Annotated in this window: 11 protein-coding genes and 1 pseudogene; all 12 read right to left on the bottom strand. The window is 34.9% G+C overall.

Features of this window, described 5'->3' with window-relative positions; translation table 11 throughout:
- Nucleotides 1-3,246 (bottom strand): annotated as a pseudogene (locus ACHZDT_RS20175) (hypothetical protein); the annotation flags it as partial.
- A 549-nt stretch (nucleotides 3,247-3,795) separates the two neighbouring features.
- Nucleotides 3,796-4,722, bottom strand: a complete 927-nt coding sequence (queG, locus tag ACHZDT_RS20170) for a tRNA epoxyqueuosine(34) reductase QueG (protein WP_394776499.1) — start codon at nucleotides 4,720-4,722, stop codon at nucleotides 3,796-3,798.
- Entirely contained in the window at nucleotides 4,719-6,065 is a 1,347-nt protein-coding gene (locus ACHZDT_RS20165) for a cytochrome P450 (protein ID WP_394776498.1), read from the bottom strand. The genes queG and ACHZDT_RS20165 overlap by 4 nt, the downstream gene beginning before the upstream one ends.
- Nucleotides 6,066-6,076: 11 nt before the next feature.
- Nucleotides 6,077-7,099, bottom strand: a complete 1,023-nt coding sequence (ruvB, locus tag ACHZDT_RS20160) for a Holliday junction branch migration DNA helicase RuvB (protein WP_394776497.1) — start codon at nucleotides 7,097-7,099, stop codon at nucleotides 6,077-6,079.
- 279 nt (nucleotides 7,100-7,378) lie between these two features.
- Nucleotides 7,379-9,181, bottom strand: a complete 1,803-nt coding sequence (locus ACHZDT_RS20155) for a cbb3-type cytochrome c oxidase subunit I (RefSeq protein ID WP_074660567.1) — start codon at nucleotides 9,179-9,181, stop codon at nucleotides 7,379-7,381.
- 31 nt (nucleotides 9,182-9,212) lie between these two features.
- Nucleotides 9,213-10,397 (bottom strand): cytochrome c oxidase subunit II, encoded by a 1,185-nt coding sequence (locus ACHZDT_RS20150; RefSeq protein ID WP_394776496.1) that lies wholly within the window; start codon nucleotides 10,395-10,397, stop codon nucleotides 9,213-9,215.
- A 19-nt stretch (nucleotides 10,398-10,416) separates the two neighbouring features.
- A complete protein-coding gene (locus ACHZDT_RS20145; protein ID WP_394776495.1) occupies nucleotides 10,417-11,811 on the bottom strand; it encodes a quinol:cytochrome C oxidoreductase in 1,395 nt (464 codons plus the stop codon).
- A 27-nt stretch (nucleotides 11,812-11,838) separates the two neighbouring features.
- Complete coding sequence (locus tag ACHZDT_RS20140; RefSeq protein WP_394776494.1) at nucleotides 11,839-12,384, bottom strand: c-type cytochrome; 546 nt, start codon at nucleotides 12,382-12,384, stop codon at nucleotides 11,839-11,841.
- An 8-nt stretch (nucleotides 12,385-12,392) separates the two neighbouring features.
- Nucleotides 12,393-12,917 carry a DUF3341 domain-containing protein gene (locus tag ACHZDT_RS20135; protein ID WP_394776493.1) on the bottom strand — a complete coding sequence of 175 codons (525 nt, stop codon included), beginning with the start codon at nucleotides 12,915-12,917 and terminating at the stop codon, nucleotides 12,393-12,395.
- Complete coding sequence (gene nrfD / locus ACHZDT_RS20130) at nucleotides 12,910-14,310, bottom strand: NrfD/PsrC family molybdoenzyme membrane anchor subunit (RefSeq protein WP_394776492.1); 1,401 nt, start codon at nucleotides 14,308-14,310, stop codon at nucleotides 12,910-12,912. The genes ACHZDT_RS20135 and nrfD overlap by 8 nt, the downstream gene beginning before the upstream one ends.
- A gap of 34 nt (nucleotides 14,311-14,344) precedes the next feature.
- Nucleotides 14,345-17,410 (bottom strand): TAT-variant-translocated molybdopterin oxidoreductase, encoded by a 3,066-nt coding sequence (locus ACHZDT_RS20125; RefSeq protein WP_394776491.1) that lies wholly within the window; start codon nucleotides 17,408-17,410, stop codon nucleotides 14,345-14,347.
- 32 nt (nucleotides 17,411-17,442) lie between these two features.
- Nucleotides 17,443-18,662: cytochrome c3 family protein (locus ACHZDT_RS20120; RefSeq protein ID WP_394776490.1), on the bottom strand; the 1,220-nt coding region annotated here is incomplete at its 5' end.

Here is an 18,662-nt window from a genome sequence, read left to right as displayed (position 1 = left end):
TGTTCCAATAACCATTCCTGAGATAATTCCTGTTGAAGCGATTGTTGGTCCTGTCGGATTAAAAGTATATGCTAAACTTGAATCGTAATTTGATATTGTCGAAATTCCGTCAGATGAACATGTTGGAGCGGTTGAAACTACATTTGGAATTGCGGGCGTTATTAGCATCGCATTATTTCTAAATGATGATGTTTGTGCTGAAGTACAAGTTGCATTTCCTGAAGTAATCGTATAATCTGTTCCGATTGTCATTCCTGAGATAATTCCTGTTGAAGATGTACTTGGTCCTGTTGGGTTAAATGTATACGTTAAACTTGAATCGTAATTTGATATTGTAGAAATTCCGTCAGATGAACAAGCTGGAGCTGTTGAAACTACACTTGGAATTACGGGCGTTACCAACATCACATTATTTCTAAAAGTCGATGTTTGTGCAGAAGTACAAGTTGTATTTCCCGAAGTCATCGTATAATCTGTTCCGATAATCATTCCTGAGATAACTCCTGTTGAAGCAATTATTGGTCCAGTTGGATTAAATGTATACGTTAAACTTGAATCATAATTTGATATTGTGGAAATTCCGTCAGATGAACATGTTGGAGCGGTTGAAACTATACTTGGAATTACGGGCGTTATTAGCATCGCATTATTTCTAAAGGCTGATGTAGATGTTGAATTACAATTACTTGTGCTTTTAGCCGTAACAATATAATCTGTTCCAACCGCCATTCCAGAAATAACTCCCGTTGAAGCGACACTTGGACCGGTTGGAGTAAAAATATATGATAAATTTGAATTATAATTTGATACTTTCGAAGTTCCATCTGATAAACAAGTTGGTGCTGTTGAAGCTATCGTTGGTGTTGCCGGAGTTGGATTTACTGTTACCAATACGGATCTTCTGGTACTCTCACAACTACTTGCAGAAGTTTGACTTACATAATAAGTTCCTGTTGCCAATAATTCTGTACCTAAATAAGCTGTTCCGCCTGTATTAGTATTATACCATTTTAACGTACTTCCTGTGGCAACTAAATCATTAACCTTTCTGGCATCTGCAGAGCAGAAACTTTGTGCTGAAGCAGTTGGCGCTGCAGGAGTTGCATTTACCGTTACAACTACTGGTTTTATATCTGAACATCCTGTAGCATTAGTTGCCTTAATATAATATGTACCTGTTGTAGCTGCTGTTGGTGTCGCATATGATGTTGTCGCAGTTGCATTCGTCCAATAAGTAAGAGTTGAACCTGATGAACTTCCTGCTGTAATTGCCGGAGCAGTAATATCTACTTTTGATGGCGAACAAACTGATGCCGGATTAGTAATAACTAGTGTCGGCAATGGATTTGGCGTAGTTGAAACACTGGCTGAATTATTAGTCATATCACTATCTGTTGTTGTAGTGGGTAATGCTGCTGTGTTTGTATAAACTCCTGTAGCATTTACTTTAGCAATAACTTTTAATGTTTCTGTAATTCCTCCGCTTACATCACCAATACTCCAAACTCCTGTTGCTGAATTATAACTTCCAACTGTTTGTGTTGAACTTACAAAAGTATATCCTGTAGGAAGTAAATCATTTACAGAAACTCCGGTAGAATTATTAACTCCCAAATTACTTAACTTCACAGTAAATTCAACATTAGAACTTACACAAGGAGTAGAATTGTCAACTGTCTTTGTAATTCCTAAATCAGTACATAATGTTACGCTGACAGGTTTGGATTGGGTTTGAACGCCACAAGCCAAAGTTGAAGCAACAGAATAAGATCCCGTTTTTGTAGCTATATATGAATTTGAGTTTGCATCTGTTATTGCTGTACCATTAAAATACCATTGATATGGTGCAAAACCGGACGGAGTTGTAAGAGTGGCTGTATTATTTGTACATCCTCCTCCAGAAACATATGCCATGGTTGGATCTTCTGGCTGAGCAGCAAAATTTGAGAAAAACCCTGCCATAGAAAATCCTCCTCCTTGTTGTACAATTGAAACTGTTAGCTTGGATGTACTTGATATCGAAAGAACATTTGGACTTCCTATTTGTGTATCTTCAAAATTAATTATATACCAACCTGTTGATCCTAATTGATGACGTGCATTAATACCTGTTACTGTTTCAATATTTGTTCCATTAACATTTACAACCGCCGTTGCATCTTTCAAAAGAACATATCCAAAATAAGGTAAAGATCCTGTTCCGTAATTTCTAAATTTAGCCGTTTCAATAAAATTTGATCCTCCACATTCTGATACTGGTGCAATGGTCGAAATATCAACCTCACAAGATTGTGCTGTTCCGGAATATACTGCCACATTTTTATCTGCTGAAACTCTGGAAGCTGAAAAGTTAGTGGCTGTAACACCATTAAGAAAAGTAAAAAATTTACCTGCCGTTGCTAATACAGTTGTTTTTGTTCCTACTAATGCTCCTGTAACCGAATAGCTATCAACTGTAACTGTAGTATTATCTTTTGTCGCAACAACCGTAGTTTGCTCCGCTGTATCATTTCCTTTTCCTCTTTCAATAAAATATTCTGAACCTAAAACTGATTCTGGCGGAATCTGATTAAATGCTCCATCTCCACATCCTCCCGGTGTATCAATTGCAGCAGAAGTATTCATTACAGTTGAATTTGATGATTGTACCAAAGTTCCTATAGGCGCTTTAAACAAATAACTTTGCCCGGCATCTAAAGTTGCTTTAACAACGCCATCTATTGTCACCGATGTACCATTTGTTATGGCCATGATACTATAAATAGGGCGCTGATCGCCCAAACTGCCAAAATTCCCTAACGAACCGTCTCTGTAATATCCTACTCTAAATCTAACTCCAATTCCTGCATCACCAAAACTTGTTAATGCAGCATTTCCTTTCATATTAGCATCTACATTTTCTCCGCCTACGTAGTCATCAGAAGCAATATTTCGCATATTGATAGATGTAGGTGCAGTACTTTCTACAATTAATCCGGCAGCATTCACAACTGTATTTAATGGATTCATAGGCAGATTTTTAGAAAGTAACGTAAATCTGTAAATTGCCGGCGCCCCTTTTATAGCCGTTAAATTTGCTTCGAGAGTACCATCACTCTTTTTTAAAGTGATATTTACTGTCGTAGCCGAATTTGTTGCAATAACAATTTCGTTCGCTTTACTAAAATATTGCCAAGGTGCCGGCGCAATGTAATGTTTTGTGTAAAACTGCGCTGATGCATTATAGCTAACCAATAATAAAAACAAAACAAGAAAATTGAATCTAAACAATTTAGATCGACTAAAAGTAAAGTTACACATAGATAACGGTGATTTTAAAGATAGAAATATCAGAGGCCGAATAGCCAGAGGTAGCATTCAACATGTAGAGGAGATACGATAAAACAAGAGAAATGGATTTTAAAAGTCTTAAAAAAAACTTTTTTAGATCATTATAAAAATAAAGCATCGTTTGGACCATAAATTATTGTAGGTTCAAGACACAAAATTGTCTTTTTAGTTAATTAGTAGTTTGGCGTGGCGAAAATATACAAACACCTCTGTACTAGCTACTTTACTCGTTAAACTACATAGATAAACGTTGAATTACACTTTTTTGAGAATAAAATTAACTTAAGAGAACAAAAAAGATAACTATTTGATAACCAAACAACAGAAAATTCTTAATTTTTTGGAGAATTATTCATTTTTTACAGAAATACGAGATAAAAACATAAAAATCTTACAAATGACACAAAAAGTTAAAAAAGAATATTACACAAAAGGAATGAAAAAGGATAAATTTAATTTTAAGAATTATTCTAAAAACTTTACGTTACGACGTAAACCATCGAACTTGGTTCTTTTAATTGGAGAGTTTTTAAAAACTGCACGAAAAGTCTCTTCCGTAATCTCAATCCAATCTTTTTTAGAAAAAGAAAGTAATTCCGGATTCGGATTAAATAGTGGTTCTGAATGAGGTTTCGAGAACCGATTCCAGGGACAAACATCCTGGCAAGTATCACAACCAAACATCCACTCATCAAATTTTCCTTTCATTTCATAAGGAATATTTTCTTTGAGTTCAATGGTGTAATAAGAGATACATTTGCTTCCGTCAACTACATGCGGAGCAACAATTGCCTGTGTAGGACAAGCGTCAATACAAGCAGTACAAGAACCACAATGATCTGTAGTAGCATGATCATATTCTAATTCTAAATCAAGAATAAGCTCAGCAATAAAGTAAAAAGAACCTACTTTTTGAGTTAATAGATTACCACTTTTACCAATCCATCCCAATCCGCTTTTAGCTGCCCAGGCACGATCTAAAACAGGTGCAGAATCAACAAAAGCGCGACCGGAAACATCACCAATATTTTCCTGAATTGAATGTAAAAATTCTTTTAATTTCTCTTTTATTACAAAATGATAATCCTGACCATATGCATATTTTGAGATCTTAAAACTTTCCTGAGTTTGAGTTTCCTCCGGATAATAATTGAGTAGTAATGAAACCACGCTCTTTGCATCATCCACTAACAAAGTAGGATCTAAACGTTTGTCAAAATAATTCTCCATGTAAGCCATTTGACCATGATGATTATTATTCAACCATTTTTCAAGTCGAGGTGCTTCTTCTTCCAAAAATCCGGCTTTAGAAATTCCGCAAGAAAGAAAACCCAGTCGTTTTGCTTCTGATTTTATAAAGGTCGAATATGTCTCTTTAGAATTGATTGTCATCTTTTAGAAAATAATACTTCTACTCCAACGGGTTTTAAGGTAATTAAAGGATTAAAATCAACAAAATCCTTATTCGATTTAATCACATATTTTTTTACTATTTGAGAAATGGTTAAACACATTTCATAAATAGCAAATCCGGACCCAATGCACATTCTGGGACCTGCACCAAACGGATAAAAATATTGCATGGATTGTTTTTTCTGATCTCCAAGAAATCGTTCAGGATGGAAATCCTCCGGATCATCCCAATATTTGGGATTTCGATGCAATTCATAAAAAGAAACTCCAATTAAAGTTTCTTTTTTTATATGAAAACCAGCAAGTGTATCATCAGTAACATTTTGTCTGTCGGTAATCCAGGCTGGCGGATACAAACGCATAGATTCATTTAAAACAGCATTCGTATAAGTCATTTTCTGAAGTTGCTCGACAATATCATCCGTTTGAGATTGAATTTCTACAATCTCATCAAAAACTTTTTGTTGCACTTCAGGATTTCTTCCTAAAAGATGAAGTGTAAAAGTCAGGGCATTCGCTGTAGTTTCATGTCCCGCAATAAAGAGCACTTTAATTTCATCAACTAATTGACGTACTGACATGCCTTCTCCGGTATCTTCATATCGAGTTTCCAAAAGCATATTCAAAAGATCATTAATTTCTTCTATTGAAGTCATTCGATCCTCAATTATTTCCTGAATAATTTGATTATTCTCCTCCGCTAATTCAAGATGTTTTTTAACCTGACCGCTTAATGAAAACCACCAACTTTTATGCGGAAGTCTAATTTCTTTTATTAAGAAATTCTGAACTTCTTCAATAATATATTTTATACGATTTAATTTTTCATCTGAAATTGATAGCTGAAACAATGATTTAGCGACAACATTAAATGCTAACTGACTCATTACAGGAAAAAGATCAATTGGTTTTTCTTCGACTAAACTTCCCAATTCAGAAGTAATAGTTGCATTCATGTTTTCGACCAATTGGTTCATTTTTTGTTTATGAAACGCAGGCTGAATAAGTCTTCTTTGTTTGAGCCAAAAATCTCCATCAACAGTTAAAAGACCTTTCCCTAAATATTTTGACAGATATACAGACTGAAATTTAGACTTATGATAATTCTTCTGATTCTTCTGCAAAATATATTGAGCAACTTCGTTATCCCTTGATAAAATTATATGCTTTGAAGCACCAATTTTAAGAGAAAAGGAATCTCCAAATTGATCAAAATATCTTTTATGAAATGGAATCGGATTTCTGCGCACTCCTTCAGCATCAAGAAGAAATCTTAATATTGAAAGCCTGCGAGGGTAATTATATTTTCTATTTTCAGACATTTATAATAGAATTAAAATAATCCGCCTTGAATATTCGTATTTATTTTACCTAAGTGTTTATAAGCTTTATCTGTAACTTCTCTTCCACGTGGCGTACGCATAATGAACCCTTCCTGAATTAAGAATGGTTCATAAACTTCTTCAATAGTTTCACTACTTTCAGATACAGCTGTCGCCAAAGTTGAAAGACCAACAGGTCCACCTTTGAACTTATTTATAATGGTTAACAAGATTTTATTATCCATTTCATCAAGTCCGTGCGCATCAACATGAAGTGCTTTTAAAGCATAACGTGCAATTTCAAGATCGATAGTTCCATTACCTTTTATTTGTGCAAAATCTCGCACTCTTCGTAACAGCGCATTAGCAATACGAGGTGTGCCACGACTTCTACCGGCAATCTCGATAGCGGCATTTAATGAAATTGGCATTTTAAGAATAGAAGAACTTCTTTCAACAATACTGGTTAAAAGTTCAGTAGTATAATATTGAAGTCGTGATGAAATTCCGAAACGGGCGCGCATTGGCGCAGTCAATAATCCTGAACGAGTTGTTGCCCCTATTAAAGTAAATGGATTTAAATTGATTTGGACCGTTCTGGCATTTGGACCGGACTCGATCATAATATCGATTTTAAAATCTTCCATTGCAGAGTATAAATACTCTTCAACAATTGGACTCAAGCGATGAATTTCATCGATAAACAAAACATCTCTTTCGTCAAGATTGGTCAATAAACCAGCCAAATCTCCAGGTTTGTCTAAAACGGGTCCAGAAGTAATTTTTATTCCAACTTCAAGCTCATTCGCCAGAATATTTGCCAAAGTAGTTTTTCCTAATCCCGGAGGACCATGAAAAAGTGTATGATCAAGAGCTTCACCACGCTGATTGGCGGCAGCAACAAAAATTTTTAAATTTTCTAAAACTTGATCCTGTCCGGCAAAGTCATCAAATGACAGCGGACGCAATTTTTTTTCAAGATCAAATTCTTCAGGGTTGTACCCATTTGTAGTGGGATCTAGGTTCTCATTCATTTTACAAAGATAGACAAAGTAATCAGTTTGTAAAATAGATAAATTCCAAATAAAAAACGAAATTCCAATTTTGAAGACTTTATAAAAATTCCAAATTTCAATCTGATGACAAACATCTTTTCCGTTAATGTAAAAAAAGAAAGATTAAAGATCACTCAATTGAAATCCTAAATTCCAATACTATTTGATAAGCATTTTTGGAATTTGGAATTAAAAATATTGGAATTTATATTAATAAAAAAAAGACCATCTTCTCAGATGATCTTTTTGTTTTTATTTTTAGTGGTGTAAAACTTCTTCACCTTCTTTCATTGGTACATTTTGCGGTACAAAATCTACATCGTGATTTGGGTTACTGTAGTCATATGGCCAGCGGTAAACATGAGGAATTTCACCTGGCCAGTTACCGTGAATATGTTCTACCGGAGTAGTCCATTCTAATGTTGTAGATCTCCAAGGATTCTGAACTGCTTTCTTACCGTAGAAAATACTACTAAAGAAGTTGTATAAGAATACTAATTGGAACGCACCTCCTACAAGGGCAAATGTTGTAATTAAAACATTCACATTTTGTAAATCATCAAATAATGGGAAGTTTGTATTTGTATAATAACGTCTTGGTAAACCAGCTAATCCGATAAAGTGCATTGGAAAGAAAACTCCGTAAGCACAAACTGCTGTTACCCAAAAGTGAATATAACCTAAGTTTTTATTTAACATTCTTCCGTACATTTTAGGAAACCAGTGGTAAATACCAGCAAACATTCCGTAAAGTGCAGAGATACCCATTACTAAGTGAAAGTGAGCAATAACGAAGTAAGTATCATGAACGTTAATATCTAAAGTACTATCTCCTAAAATGATTCCAGTTAAACCTCCAGTAATGAAAGTAGAAACCATTCCAATAGAGAATAACATTGCAGGGTTGAATTGTAAGTTACCTTTCCATAAAGTTGTAATCCAGTTAAATGCTTTTACAGCAGATGGAATTGCAATCAATAATGTTGTAAAGGTAAATACCGATCCTAAGAAAGGATTCATACCTGAAATAAACATATGGTGACCCCAAACAATTGTAGATAAAAATGCAATTGCAAGAACTGACATAATCATCGCTCTGTATCCGAAGATTGGTTTACGAGAATTCGTAGCCATAATTTCTGAAACAAGTCCCATTGCTGGCAAAATTACAATATAAACTTCAGGGTGTCCTAAGAACCAGAATAAGTGTTCGAACAATACTGGAGAACCACCTTGATAATGTAAAACTTCTCCAGCGATATAAATATCAGATAAGAAGAATGAAGTACCAAAACTTCTGTCAAAAATCAATAATAAAGCTGCAGATAACAATACCGGAAATGAAATAACACCAATAATAGCTGTTACGAAAAATGTCCAGATTGTAAGTGGAAGTCTGGTCATAGACATTCCTTTAGTTCTTAAGTTGATAACAGTAACGATGTAATTTAAAGATCCCATTAACGAAGATGCAATAAATATAGCCATTGAAACTAACCATAAAGTCATACCTGTTCCAGAACCTGGAATTGCTTGTGGTAAAGCACTTAATGGAGGATATATTGTCCAACCTGCAGAAGCTGGTCCAGCTTCAACAAATAAAGAAGATAACATTATTACAGCAGATAAAAAGAACAACCAGTATGAAATCATGTTCATAAATCCGGAAGCCATATCTCTTGCTCCAATTTGAAGCGGAATAAGTAAGTTACTAAAAGTTCCACTTAAACCAGCCGTCAGTACAAAGAATACCATGATGGTACCGTGAATTGTTACTAAAGCTAAATAAATATCATTTGCCATTACACCATCCGGTGCAAATTTATCTCCTAATAAAACATTAAAGATTTTAAAAGACTCTTCTGGCCATGCTAATTGCATTCTAAAAAGCAAGGACATTGCAATACCAATAATACCCATGATAATACCGGTAATCAAGTATTGCTTAGCAATCATTTTGTGATCAATACTAAATATATATTTAGTAATGAACGTGTCTTTATGATGATGTTCGTGCTCGTGATCGTGTCCGTGATCGTGATCGTGCGCTTCTGCTGACATATATGTGTACTTTAAATTTTCTTAATAAATATTATTTCATAGCAACTTTAGCTATAGCTGCCTTCACAGTATCAATTACTGCTTTAACAGTATCTTTTGCTGTACTATCTGTAGTTGCTTTTGCTCCTTCAGCTGGTTCTTTAGCAGCAGCTGCCGCTTTAATATCCTGTGCTAAAGTAGTTTTTTCGCTTAACCATTTTTTATAATCTTCAGGAGTATCAACAACTACTTTCATTTGCATGTTGTAGTGAGAAGCTCCACAAATTTTATTACATAATAATAAATAATCAAATGTATAAGGATCTAAAGCTGTACCACCTTTTGCAACTAAATCAATACTTTTTTCAGCTCTAAGTTTGTTGATATTTGCAACTTTCTCTACCATAAAAGGTAACTCTCTATATTCAGAAGTTGTGTAAGTTGGTATAAAAGCAAACTCAGTAACCATTCCGGGAACACAGTTCATTTGCGCTCTAAAGTGAGGCATGTAAGCTGAGTGCAATACGTCTTGAGAACGCATTTTGAAATGTATTTTTTTACCTTTTGGAATATGCAATTCAGAAACTACAATATCATCAGCCGAGTTTTTATCAGACATATCAACACCTAAAGTATTAATACCTTCGATCAAACGTACATTAGCTTTTCCTAAAACATTATCTTGTCCAGCATATCTTGCCGTCCATTTGAACTGTTGTGCATATAATTCGATTTCAATTACATCTTCATCTTTATCAACGAACATAATGTTGTTCCAGGCGTACAATCCGTAAAGGATCAAACAAGCCAAAACTACAGATGGAATGATACTCCAAAGTGCTTCTAATTTGTTACTATCAGCAAAGAATAAGGCTTTTTTATCTTTATGTCCTCTATTTTTAAAAGAAAACCAGTATAATAAACCTTGTGTAATAAACTGAACTACAAAAATTAAAACCCAAGTAATATTCATTAAGCTATCTACTAAAAGACCATGCTCTGAAGCAGGAGTATGAAGTGCTAAATTACCCCATTTTAGTAAACCGTAAATCGTAAAGATATAAATGAAAGCTAAAAAGCCAAACATAATATATCCCTGAATATTATTATCATTATCTGATGCAACCTGAGAATCGTCCGAAGAAGATCCCACTTGAGTAAGATCAAATATCTTGGTCAATTGCCATAATGCAACTGCTAATAAAACTAAAACTATAATTACCAACAAACTTGTCATCTGTTTACTTCTTTAAATATTAATAATGAAAATGTTTACTTTCTTCAATGAAAGGATTTCTTTTTGCTAACAAAGGAGCTTTAGTCAATGCAGTAAACACTACAAAAATAAATAAACCTAAGAAGAAAAGTATAGATGCAATTTCAGAAACTCCAATAAACCATTTATCTCCAACTGTACCCGGCATAATCATATTAAAGAAATCAACATAGTGACCCAATAAAATAACTGTACCAGCCATAACAATAACCCAGCTAAGACGCTTAAAATCAGTATTAACTAATATTAATAATGGGAATACAAAGTTCATAACAACAGCACCAAAGAATGGTAAATTATATAATTGTATTCTTGTTATAAAATAAGTAACTTCTTCAGGAATGTTAGCATACCAGATCAACATAAATTGAGAGAACCATAAGTATGTCCAGAAAATACTGATACCGAACATAAATTTAGCTAAATCATGAATATGACTTGTATTTACATATTCTAAATATCCTTTAGATTTTAAATATATAGTAACTAATGCGATTGAAGTGATTCCGCTTACAAAGAAAGATGCAAAAACATACCATCCAAATAAAGTACTAAACCAGTGTGGATCAAATGACATAATCCAATCCCAAGACATGATAGACTCAGAAACGATAAAGAATACTAAGAAACCAGCAGACATTTTAAAGTTCTTTTTGTAGTAAAGATCATCATTAGCATCATCTTGAGCTAAACAGTTTTTTCTAGAATAGTGACGGTATAAATTCCATCCTATTAAAAAGATAGCGGCTCTAATAATCCAGAAAGGAAAGTTTAAATAACCAGCCTTATTAGCAATAATTTTATCATAGTTTGCACTATTAGGATCAGTAACTCCTTCACCTAACCATACAAATATGTGATTAAAGTGTAATCCACAAAGAATTAAAAGGATAAAGAAAATAACAGAACCAACTGGCAAATAAGACGTGATTCCTTGCATAACTCTAAATAAAACAGGAGACCAACCTGCCTGAGCAACTTGTTGAATAGCATAAAATGCTAAAACCCCCATAGAAAGCAGTAAAAAGAAAATACAAGCAACATATAAAGCAGACCAAGGCTTATTTTGCAATTGGTGCAATACATGTGTTAAATGTTCTTTATGCTCATCAGCAGCACTAACTTTTTCATGCTCGCCACCTTTGTGCGATTCATGTGAAGCTTCAGCAGCTTCGTGATGTCCGGCTTCCTGATGTGAAGTCTCTGCTGTTTCTTCATGTGCAGCACCATGAGAACCATGTGCATCTGCAGCAAGAATTTTTTCAACTTCTTGAATATCTTTAGGAGCAGTTAAAAAACCATATCCAATTCCTAACACACCAAGGGCCATTAGGATGATAGAAAAAGTTTTTAATTTACTTGAAAATGTATACATATCTATTACGATCAGTTTGTTCAACAATTATAATTGGCTTTTTAGTTTTAGAACATAGTCAGCAACTAACCAACGTTCATGGGCACTTAATTGATTTGCATGTGAACCCATTGCATTTAAACCATAAGTTTCAACATGAAAGATGCTTCCTTCAGTGATTTCTCTGTCTTTATAGCTAGGCACTCCAAGAAATTTTTCTCTTTCAACTAATTTACCTTTACCATTTCCAGCTGCTCCATGACAACTGATACAGTAAATTTCGAAAAGTTCTTTTCCTTTTCCGGAATTTCTCTCGATAGAATCCAAAGGCGATTTTAAATTAGCTTTAGCCAATTGATAACCAGCAGTTGAATTTTCATATTCATAAGGTTCAAAACCTCTATTAATACTTCCTTCTGCAGGAAGTTGTCCTTCTTTTCCACCTTTAAATATTTTTGCTTCTGAATAGGTTTCATAACCTACAGACTCATACATATTAGGGAAATACTGATAGTTTGGTGCCGAATTATTGTGGCAAGATGAAACTAAAATAGTTATACCAACTAAAAGTGTTATTTTATATATCCTTTTCATAGCTACAATTAATTCTTTTCAATTACTTTAACTTCAACAGCTCCTGTACCTTCAAAAAATGAAACTAGTTCTGCCTCATTATCATTTACAGCAATTTCCATTAGAAAATGGTCATCTGTTGTTCTTACATCAGGATTCTCAGCTTGTTTGAATGGCCATAATCTACTTCTCATATAAAAAGTAATAACCATTAAGTGGGCAGCAAAAAATACTGTCATCTCAAACATAATTGGTACAAATGATGGCATATTTTGAATGAAGCTAAAACTTGGTTTACCTCCAATATCCTGCGGCCAATCGTGAATCATTATATAACTCATCATGAATGTAGCAAAAGAAATACCAACACATCCATATAAAAATGCACAAATTGCTAATCTTGTTGGTGCTAAACCCATAGCTTTATCCAACCCGTGAACTGGGAATGGAGTAAAAACTTCTTCAATATGATGATGAGCAGCTCTGGTTTTCTTTACTGCATCCATCAAAATATCATCGTCATTATAAATGGCGTATATTACTTTATTACTCATGATGTGTATCTTTATTTGCTCTTTCTCTAATGTAATTATCTCCTGTTCCTTTCAAAATTGTTTTTACCTCTGCCTGAGCAATTACAGGGAATGTTCTGGAGTATAATAAAAACAATACAAAGAAGAAACCAATAGTTCCGATGAAAATTCCAATATCAACAAATGTTGGTGAAAACATTGTCCAAGAAGATGGAAGGTAATCTCTGTGTAAGGAAGTAACAATAATTACGAATCTTTCAAACCACATTCCGATGTTTACAACAATCGAAATAATAAATGAAAACAAGATACTTGTTCTTAATTTCTTAAACCACATAAATTGTGGAGAGAAAACATTACAAGTCATCATTGACCAATATGCCCACCAGTAAGGTCCGGTAGCTCTGTTCAAAAACGCATATTGCTCATATTCTACTCCTGAATACCAAGCTACAAATAACTCAGTAATATACGCTACACCAACGATAGAACCTGTAATCATGATTACAATATTCATTAACTCGATATGTTGTAATGTGATATAAGCTTCAAGATTAGAAACTTTTCTCATAACAATCAACAAGGTGTTTACCATTGCAAATCCAGAGAATACTGCTCCTGCAACGAAGTACGGAGGAAAAATTGTTGTATGCCATCCCGGGATTACAGAAGTAGCAAAATCCATCGATACAATCGTGTGTACAGAAAGTACAAGAGGAGTAGCTAAACCAGCTAATACTAAAGATACTTCTTCAAAACGCTGCCAATCTTTAGCTCTACCACTCCATCCAAAACTTAGGATAGAATATACTCGTTTATTAAAAGGTGTTATTGCTCTGTCACGTAACATTGCAAAATCAGGTAACAAACCAGTCCACCAGAAAACTAATGATACCGAAAGATACGTTGAAATTGCGAATACGTCCCAAAGTAACGGTGAGTTAAAGTTTACCCATAATGATCCAAATTGATTTGGAATAGGTAAAACCCAGTACGCTAACCATGGACGACCCATGTGAATAATTGGGAATAAACCTGCCTGAACTACCGAGAAGATAGTCATTGCTTCTGCAGAACGGTTAATAGCCATTCTCCAACGTTGACGGAAAAGTAATAATACCGCAGAAATTAATGTTCCGGCGTGACCAATACCAACCCACCAAACGAAGTTCGTGATATCCCAAGCCCAACCAACTGTTTTATTTAATCCCCATGTTCCAATACCGGTAGATACAGTGTAAATTATACAACCTAACCCCCAAAGGAAGGCTATTAATGCGATTGAAAATACAATCCACCAATGTTTGTTTGCCGGACCTTCAACAGGTGCAGCTACATCTACAGTTACATCGTGATAAGATTTATCACCTATAACTAAAGGTTTTCTAATGGGTGCTTCGTAGTGAGACGACATAATCCTTTATATGTTTCTTAATTAATAATTTATTCTAAGTATTTCTAACTTTAACATGGTAAACCACATTAGGTTTTGTTCCAACATGCTCCAATAAGTGGTATGATCTATCATCAGCAGCTAATTTAGCAACTTTGCTTTCAGTATCATTAACATCACCAAATATCATCGCTCCTGAAGAACAAGCATTTGAACATGCTGTTTGGAATTCACCATCAGCAACCGGACGACCTTCATTTTTAGCTTTTAGCTTAGTCGCCTGTGTCATTTGAATACACATAGAACATTTTTCCATAACTCCACGAGAACGAACGTTTACGTCTGGGTTTAATACCATACGTCCTAAATCATCATTCATGTTGTAATCGAATTCACTGTTTTTGTTATACAAGAACCAGTTGAAACGACGTACTTTATAAGGACAGTTGTTTGCACAGTAACGAGTACCAACACATCTGTTATAAGCCATATGATTTTGACCTTCACGACCGTGAGAAGTTGCAGCAACTGGACAAACTGTTTCACATGGTGCGTGATTACAGTGTTGACACATTACCGGTTGGAAAGAAACTTGTGGATTATCTCCAGGTTTTTCCATTTCATTAAATGTAGATAATGAACTTGACAAACCAGCAATATTCTCTTTTCTTTCGTTATCACCTTCAAAAGTGCTTTCAGAAGAATAATATCTGTCAATACGCAACCAGTGCATATCACGACTTCTTCTTACCTCTGCTTTACCTACAACAGGTACGTTGTTTTCAGCGTGACAAGCAATAACACATGCTCCACAACCTGTACAAGCGTTCAAATCAATTGAAAGGTTAAAGTGATGTCCTGTAGAACGATCAAATGGTTCCCATAAATCAACTGTTGTAGCTGCAACTTCCTGGTGATCTAAAGATACCATTGGTTGTTCGTTCCAAAACTCAGCATCTTTAGTGTTGAAAATTTCAAGAGAAGTTTCTTTAATAATATCTCCTCTTCCCATTAATGTCTTCTGTCCCTGAACACAAGCGAACTCATGAACTCCATTTGCTTTCGCAATAGAAACAGATTGAACACTATTGAAATTTTTATATAGAGAGTAAGCGTTTAAACCTACCATCATTTCTTCTTTCAAAGCAGCCTTACGACCGTAACCTAATGCTAAACCAACTGTACCAACAGCTTGTCCTGGCTGAACAATTACTGGAACGTTTTCTAATTTTAAACCATCAGCAGTAGTAATTGTAGCATAACTTCCGTTTAAACCTCCGTTTGCAACAATTTCATTTGTTAAGTTTAATTTTTTAGCATCAGCATTCGAAACAGTTACATAGTTATCCCAAGAAACTCTTGTGATTGGATCTGGAAACTCTTGCAACCAAGGGTTGTTTGCTTGTTGTCCGTCACCCATACCTGTTTTAGTATATAATACTAATTCGAAGTCTCCAGCAGATCTTGATTTTGCAACAGCACTTGCAGCCGCACTATAATCAACAGATCCTGCAGCTAATGCAGATGAACCACTAACAAAAACACCATCATGTAAAACTTTGTTCCAAGAAGACCCTACAATTACTGAAGCTGAATTAGCTTTAATATAATCATAGAAATTTCCAGGAATACCGTTTAATGACAATAAAACGTCTTGAAATTGTTTCGTGTTAAATATAGGACGAATAGTTGGCTGAGTCAAACTATAAGTTCCTTTTGTAATTACAACATCTCCCCAAGCCTCTAAGTAATGAGGAACCGGAGCAGCAATTGTAGTTATAGATGCAGTCTCATCTTCTTTTAAAGAAAATGCTACCGAAGTTTTTACTTTTTTCAATCCAGATACAAAAGAAGATGAATCAGCTAATGTATAAACCGGATTAATTCCGCTCATGATTAAAGTATGAATACTTCCAGCATTCATGTCTTTTATTAATTGAGATACAAGTGCATTAGATCCTTTTCTAATTTGTCTTGTACCTACAGTATTAAAAGCTTCACTAGCCAACACCTGGTTGATAGCTAAAACTAATAATTGAGCATTTTTATCTTCAATTCCTGAAACTAAAACACCTTTAGAACCTGCAAGTTTTAATTGCTGAGCAGCTTTAACTACTTCAACTTTAAATTTAGCATCTAAAGAAACAGCAACAGAAGATCCTGTAATTATATTATAAATTTGAACTAAAGCCTGCTTTTGATCCGCAACTCCCATAGGAATACGTTTATCAGCAGCAGCTCCGGACAATGTCATATTTGATTCGAACTGAAAATGGCGAGACATTTTTTTAGCTCCGGTAGATCCTGATGGAATTCTACCTTGTGCATATCCTGCATCATATCCACCACCTTGCCAGTCACCTAATAAATCAGCACCAACAGAAACAATTAAAGAAGCTTTTGAAAAATCATAATCAGCAAGAGCTCTTTCACCATAAACTGTTTCAAATGCATCTAATGCGTCAGATGAAGAAACTGCATCATAGACAACATGTTTTGCATTAGGATTTTTAGCGATAAATTCACCTATTAATTTTTCAGTAGATGGACTCGCTAAAGTATTTGTCAACAATACCACCTGTCCGCCTTTTGCTTTTGCTTCAGCAAGGCTTGATTTAATTCTTAAATCAACAGCAGACCAGCTACCATTTTTTCCATCCAATTTAGGCTCTTTCAAACGCATACTATCATATAATGATAATATAGACGCATGAATTCTAGCATTGGCTGAAAACTTAGCTCCAGAAATAGTATTGTTATCAATTTTAATTGGACGACCCTCACGAGTTTTTACTAATAGGTTAGCAAAATCAAAACCATCAAAAACAGTAGTTGCATAATAATCCGCAACACCAGGAATGATTTGTTCTGGTTGTAACACATATGGTATAGACTTGTGAACAGGACCTTCGCAAGCAGCAAGCGTAACAGCTGCAGTACTAAATCCTACGTACTTTAAAAAGTCACGACGTGAAGTTCCAGATGAAGCTAAAGCATCTGCATTTCCTAAAAATTCTTCAGTAGGAATTTCTTCAACAAATTCGTTATTTCTAAGCGCCTCAACAATAGAACTATTCTCTAGTTCCTCAACACTTTTCCAGTATTTTTTGTTTGATGACATTGTATATAAATATTAAAATCTTAATAATTCGATTAATAGTGGCATTTACCGCATTCTAAACCTCCCATTTGCGCTGCAGTCAATTTCTCTACACCGTATTTTTTAGAAAGTTCAGCATGAATTTTATCATAGTAAGCATTTCCTTCCATCTTAACATCAGTTTTTCTATGGCAATCAATACACCATCCCATTGTTAATTTAGAATATTGCTTCATGATCTCAAATTCCTGCACTGGACCGTGACAAGTTTGACATTCAACTCCTGCAACATTAACGTGTTGAGAGTGGTTGAAGTAAACAAAATCAGGAAGATTATGAATACGAACCCATTTTACAGGCTGCGTTTTTCCAGTATAAGATTGCTTGGCTTTATCCCAACCAACAGCATCATACAATTTTTGGATCTGCGCATCGTAAAACGCTTTGCTGTACTCAGGAGTAGCAGTACTTTCCGCAACTTCAGAAATGTTTTTATGACAGTTCATACAAACATTCAAAGATGGAATACCCGCATTTTTACTCACACGAGCAGCAGAGTGACAATATTTACAATTGATTTCGTTATCTCCAGCGTGGATTTTATGTGAATAGTGAATTGGCTGAATTGGTTCATAATTTTGATCAACACCAACTTGCATTAAGAAAGCATAAACAAAATAACCACTTGCCAAAAGCAAAAATATAGATGTAACTAATACCAGGAATTGGTTTTTAGCAAAAGCTTTCCAGATTGGAGTTCTTGCTTCTCTTGGAGCAACTACAATACCGTTATTACTTGCCACTTTAGTCAATACCTTGTTCACCATGAACAACATAACAACTAAAATTGCCATTACAAGAGCAAGGGCCCCTAAAATAATACTATTAGAAACTCCACTTCCTTCTTGAACACCACCTGTTGGCAATGCGCCCGGAGTTCCAGCAGCACCCGTAGCAGGTTCAGCTTTTACTTCAGAAGTATAAGCAATGATATTATCAATATCACCTGTTGATAATTGAGGAAAAGGAGTCATTACAGACTTGTTATTTTCTTCAAAAAGTTTAACTGCAGCAGCATCTCCTGATTTAATCATTTCAGAGCTGTTATGCACCCACTTGTAAATCCACGCCATCTCATGTCTACCAGCGACACCTCTTAAGGCTGGACCAGTTGATTTAGCATCTAATTTGTGACATGCAGCGCAATTTGCATTAAAAAGTTCCTTCCCTTTTACTGGATCACCACCTGCAGCAGCAGCCGGAGCAGCAGCTT

This window comes from Flavobacterium sp., from assembly GCF_043722275.1.
Lineage (GTDB): Bacteria > Bacteroidota > Bacteroidia > Flavobacteriales > Flavobacteriaceae > Flavobacterium.
Note: the sequence above shows the minus strand (reverse complement) of the source record. Positions and strands in the feature narration are given on the sequence as shown.

Excerpts from the sequence above, each read along its gene's own strand:
- queG (WP_394776499.1), bottom strand. The coding sequence starts at position 4,722 with ATGACAATCAATTCTAAAGAGACATATTCGACCTTTATAAAATCAGAA.
- ACHZDT_RS20165 (WP_394776498.1), bottom strand. The coding sequence starts at position 6,065 with ATGTCTGAAAATAGAAAATATAATTACCCTCGCAGGCTTTCAATATTA.
- ruvB (WP_394776497.1), bottom strand. The coding sequence starts at position 7,099 with ATGAATGAGAACCTAGATCCCACTACAAATGGGTACAACCCTGAAGAA.
- ACHZDT_RS20155 (WP_074660567.1), bottom strand. The coding sequence starts at position 9,181 with ATGTCAGCAGAAGCGCACGATCACGATCACGGACACGATCACGAGCAC.
- ACHZDT_RS20150 (WP_394776496.1), bottom strand. The coding sequence starts at position 10,397 with ATGACAAGTTTGTTGGTAATTATAGTTTTAGTTTTATTAGCAGTTGCA.
- ACHZDT_RS20145 (WP_394776495.1), bottom strand. The coding sequence starts at position 11,811 with ATGTATACATTTTCAAGTAAATTAAAAACTTTTTCTATCATCCTAATG.
- ACHZDT_RS20140 (WP_394776494.1), bottom strand. The coding sequence starts at position 12,384 with ATGAAAAGGATATATAAAATAACACTTTTAGTTGGTATAACTATTTTA.
- ACHZDT_RS20135 (WP_394776493.1), bottom strand. The coding sequence starts at position 12,917 with ATGAGTAATAAAGTAATATACGCCATTTATAATGACGATGATATTTTG.
- nrfD (WP_394776492.1), bottom strand. The coding sequence starts at position 14,310 with ATGTCGTCTCACTACGAAGCACCCATTAGAAAACCTTTAGTTATAGGT.
- ACHZDT_RS20125 (WP_394776491.1), bottom strand. The coding sequence starts at position 17,410 with ATGTCATCAAACAAAAAATACTGGAAAAGTGTTGAGGAACTAGAGAAT.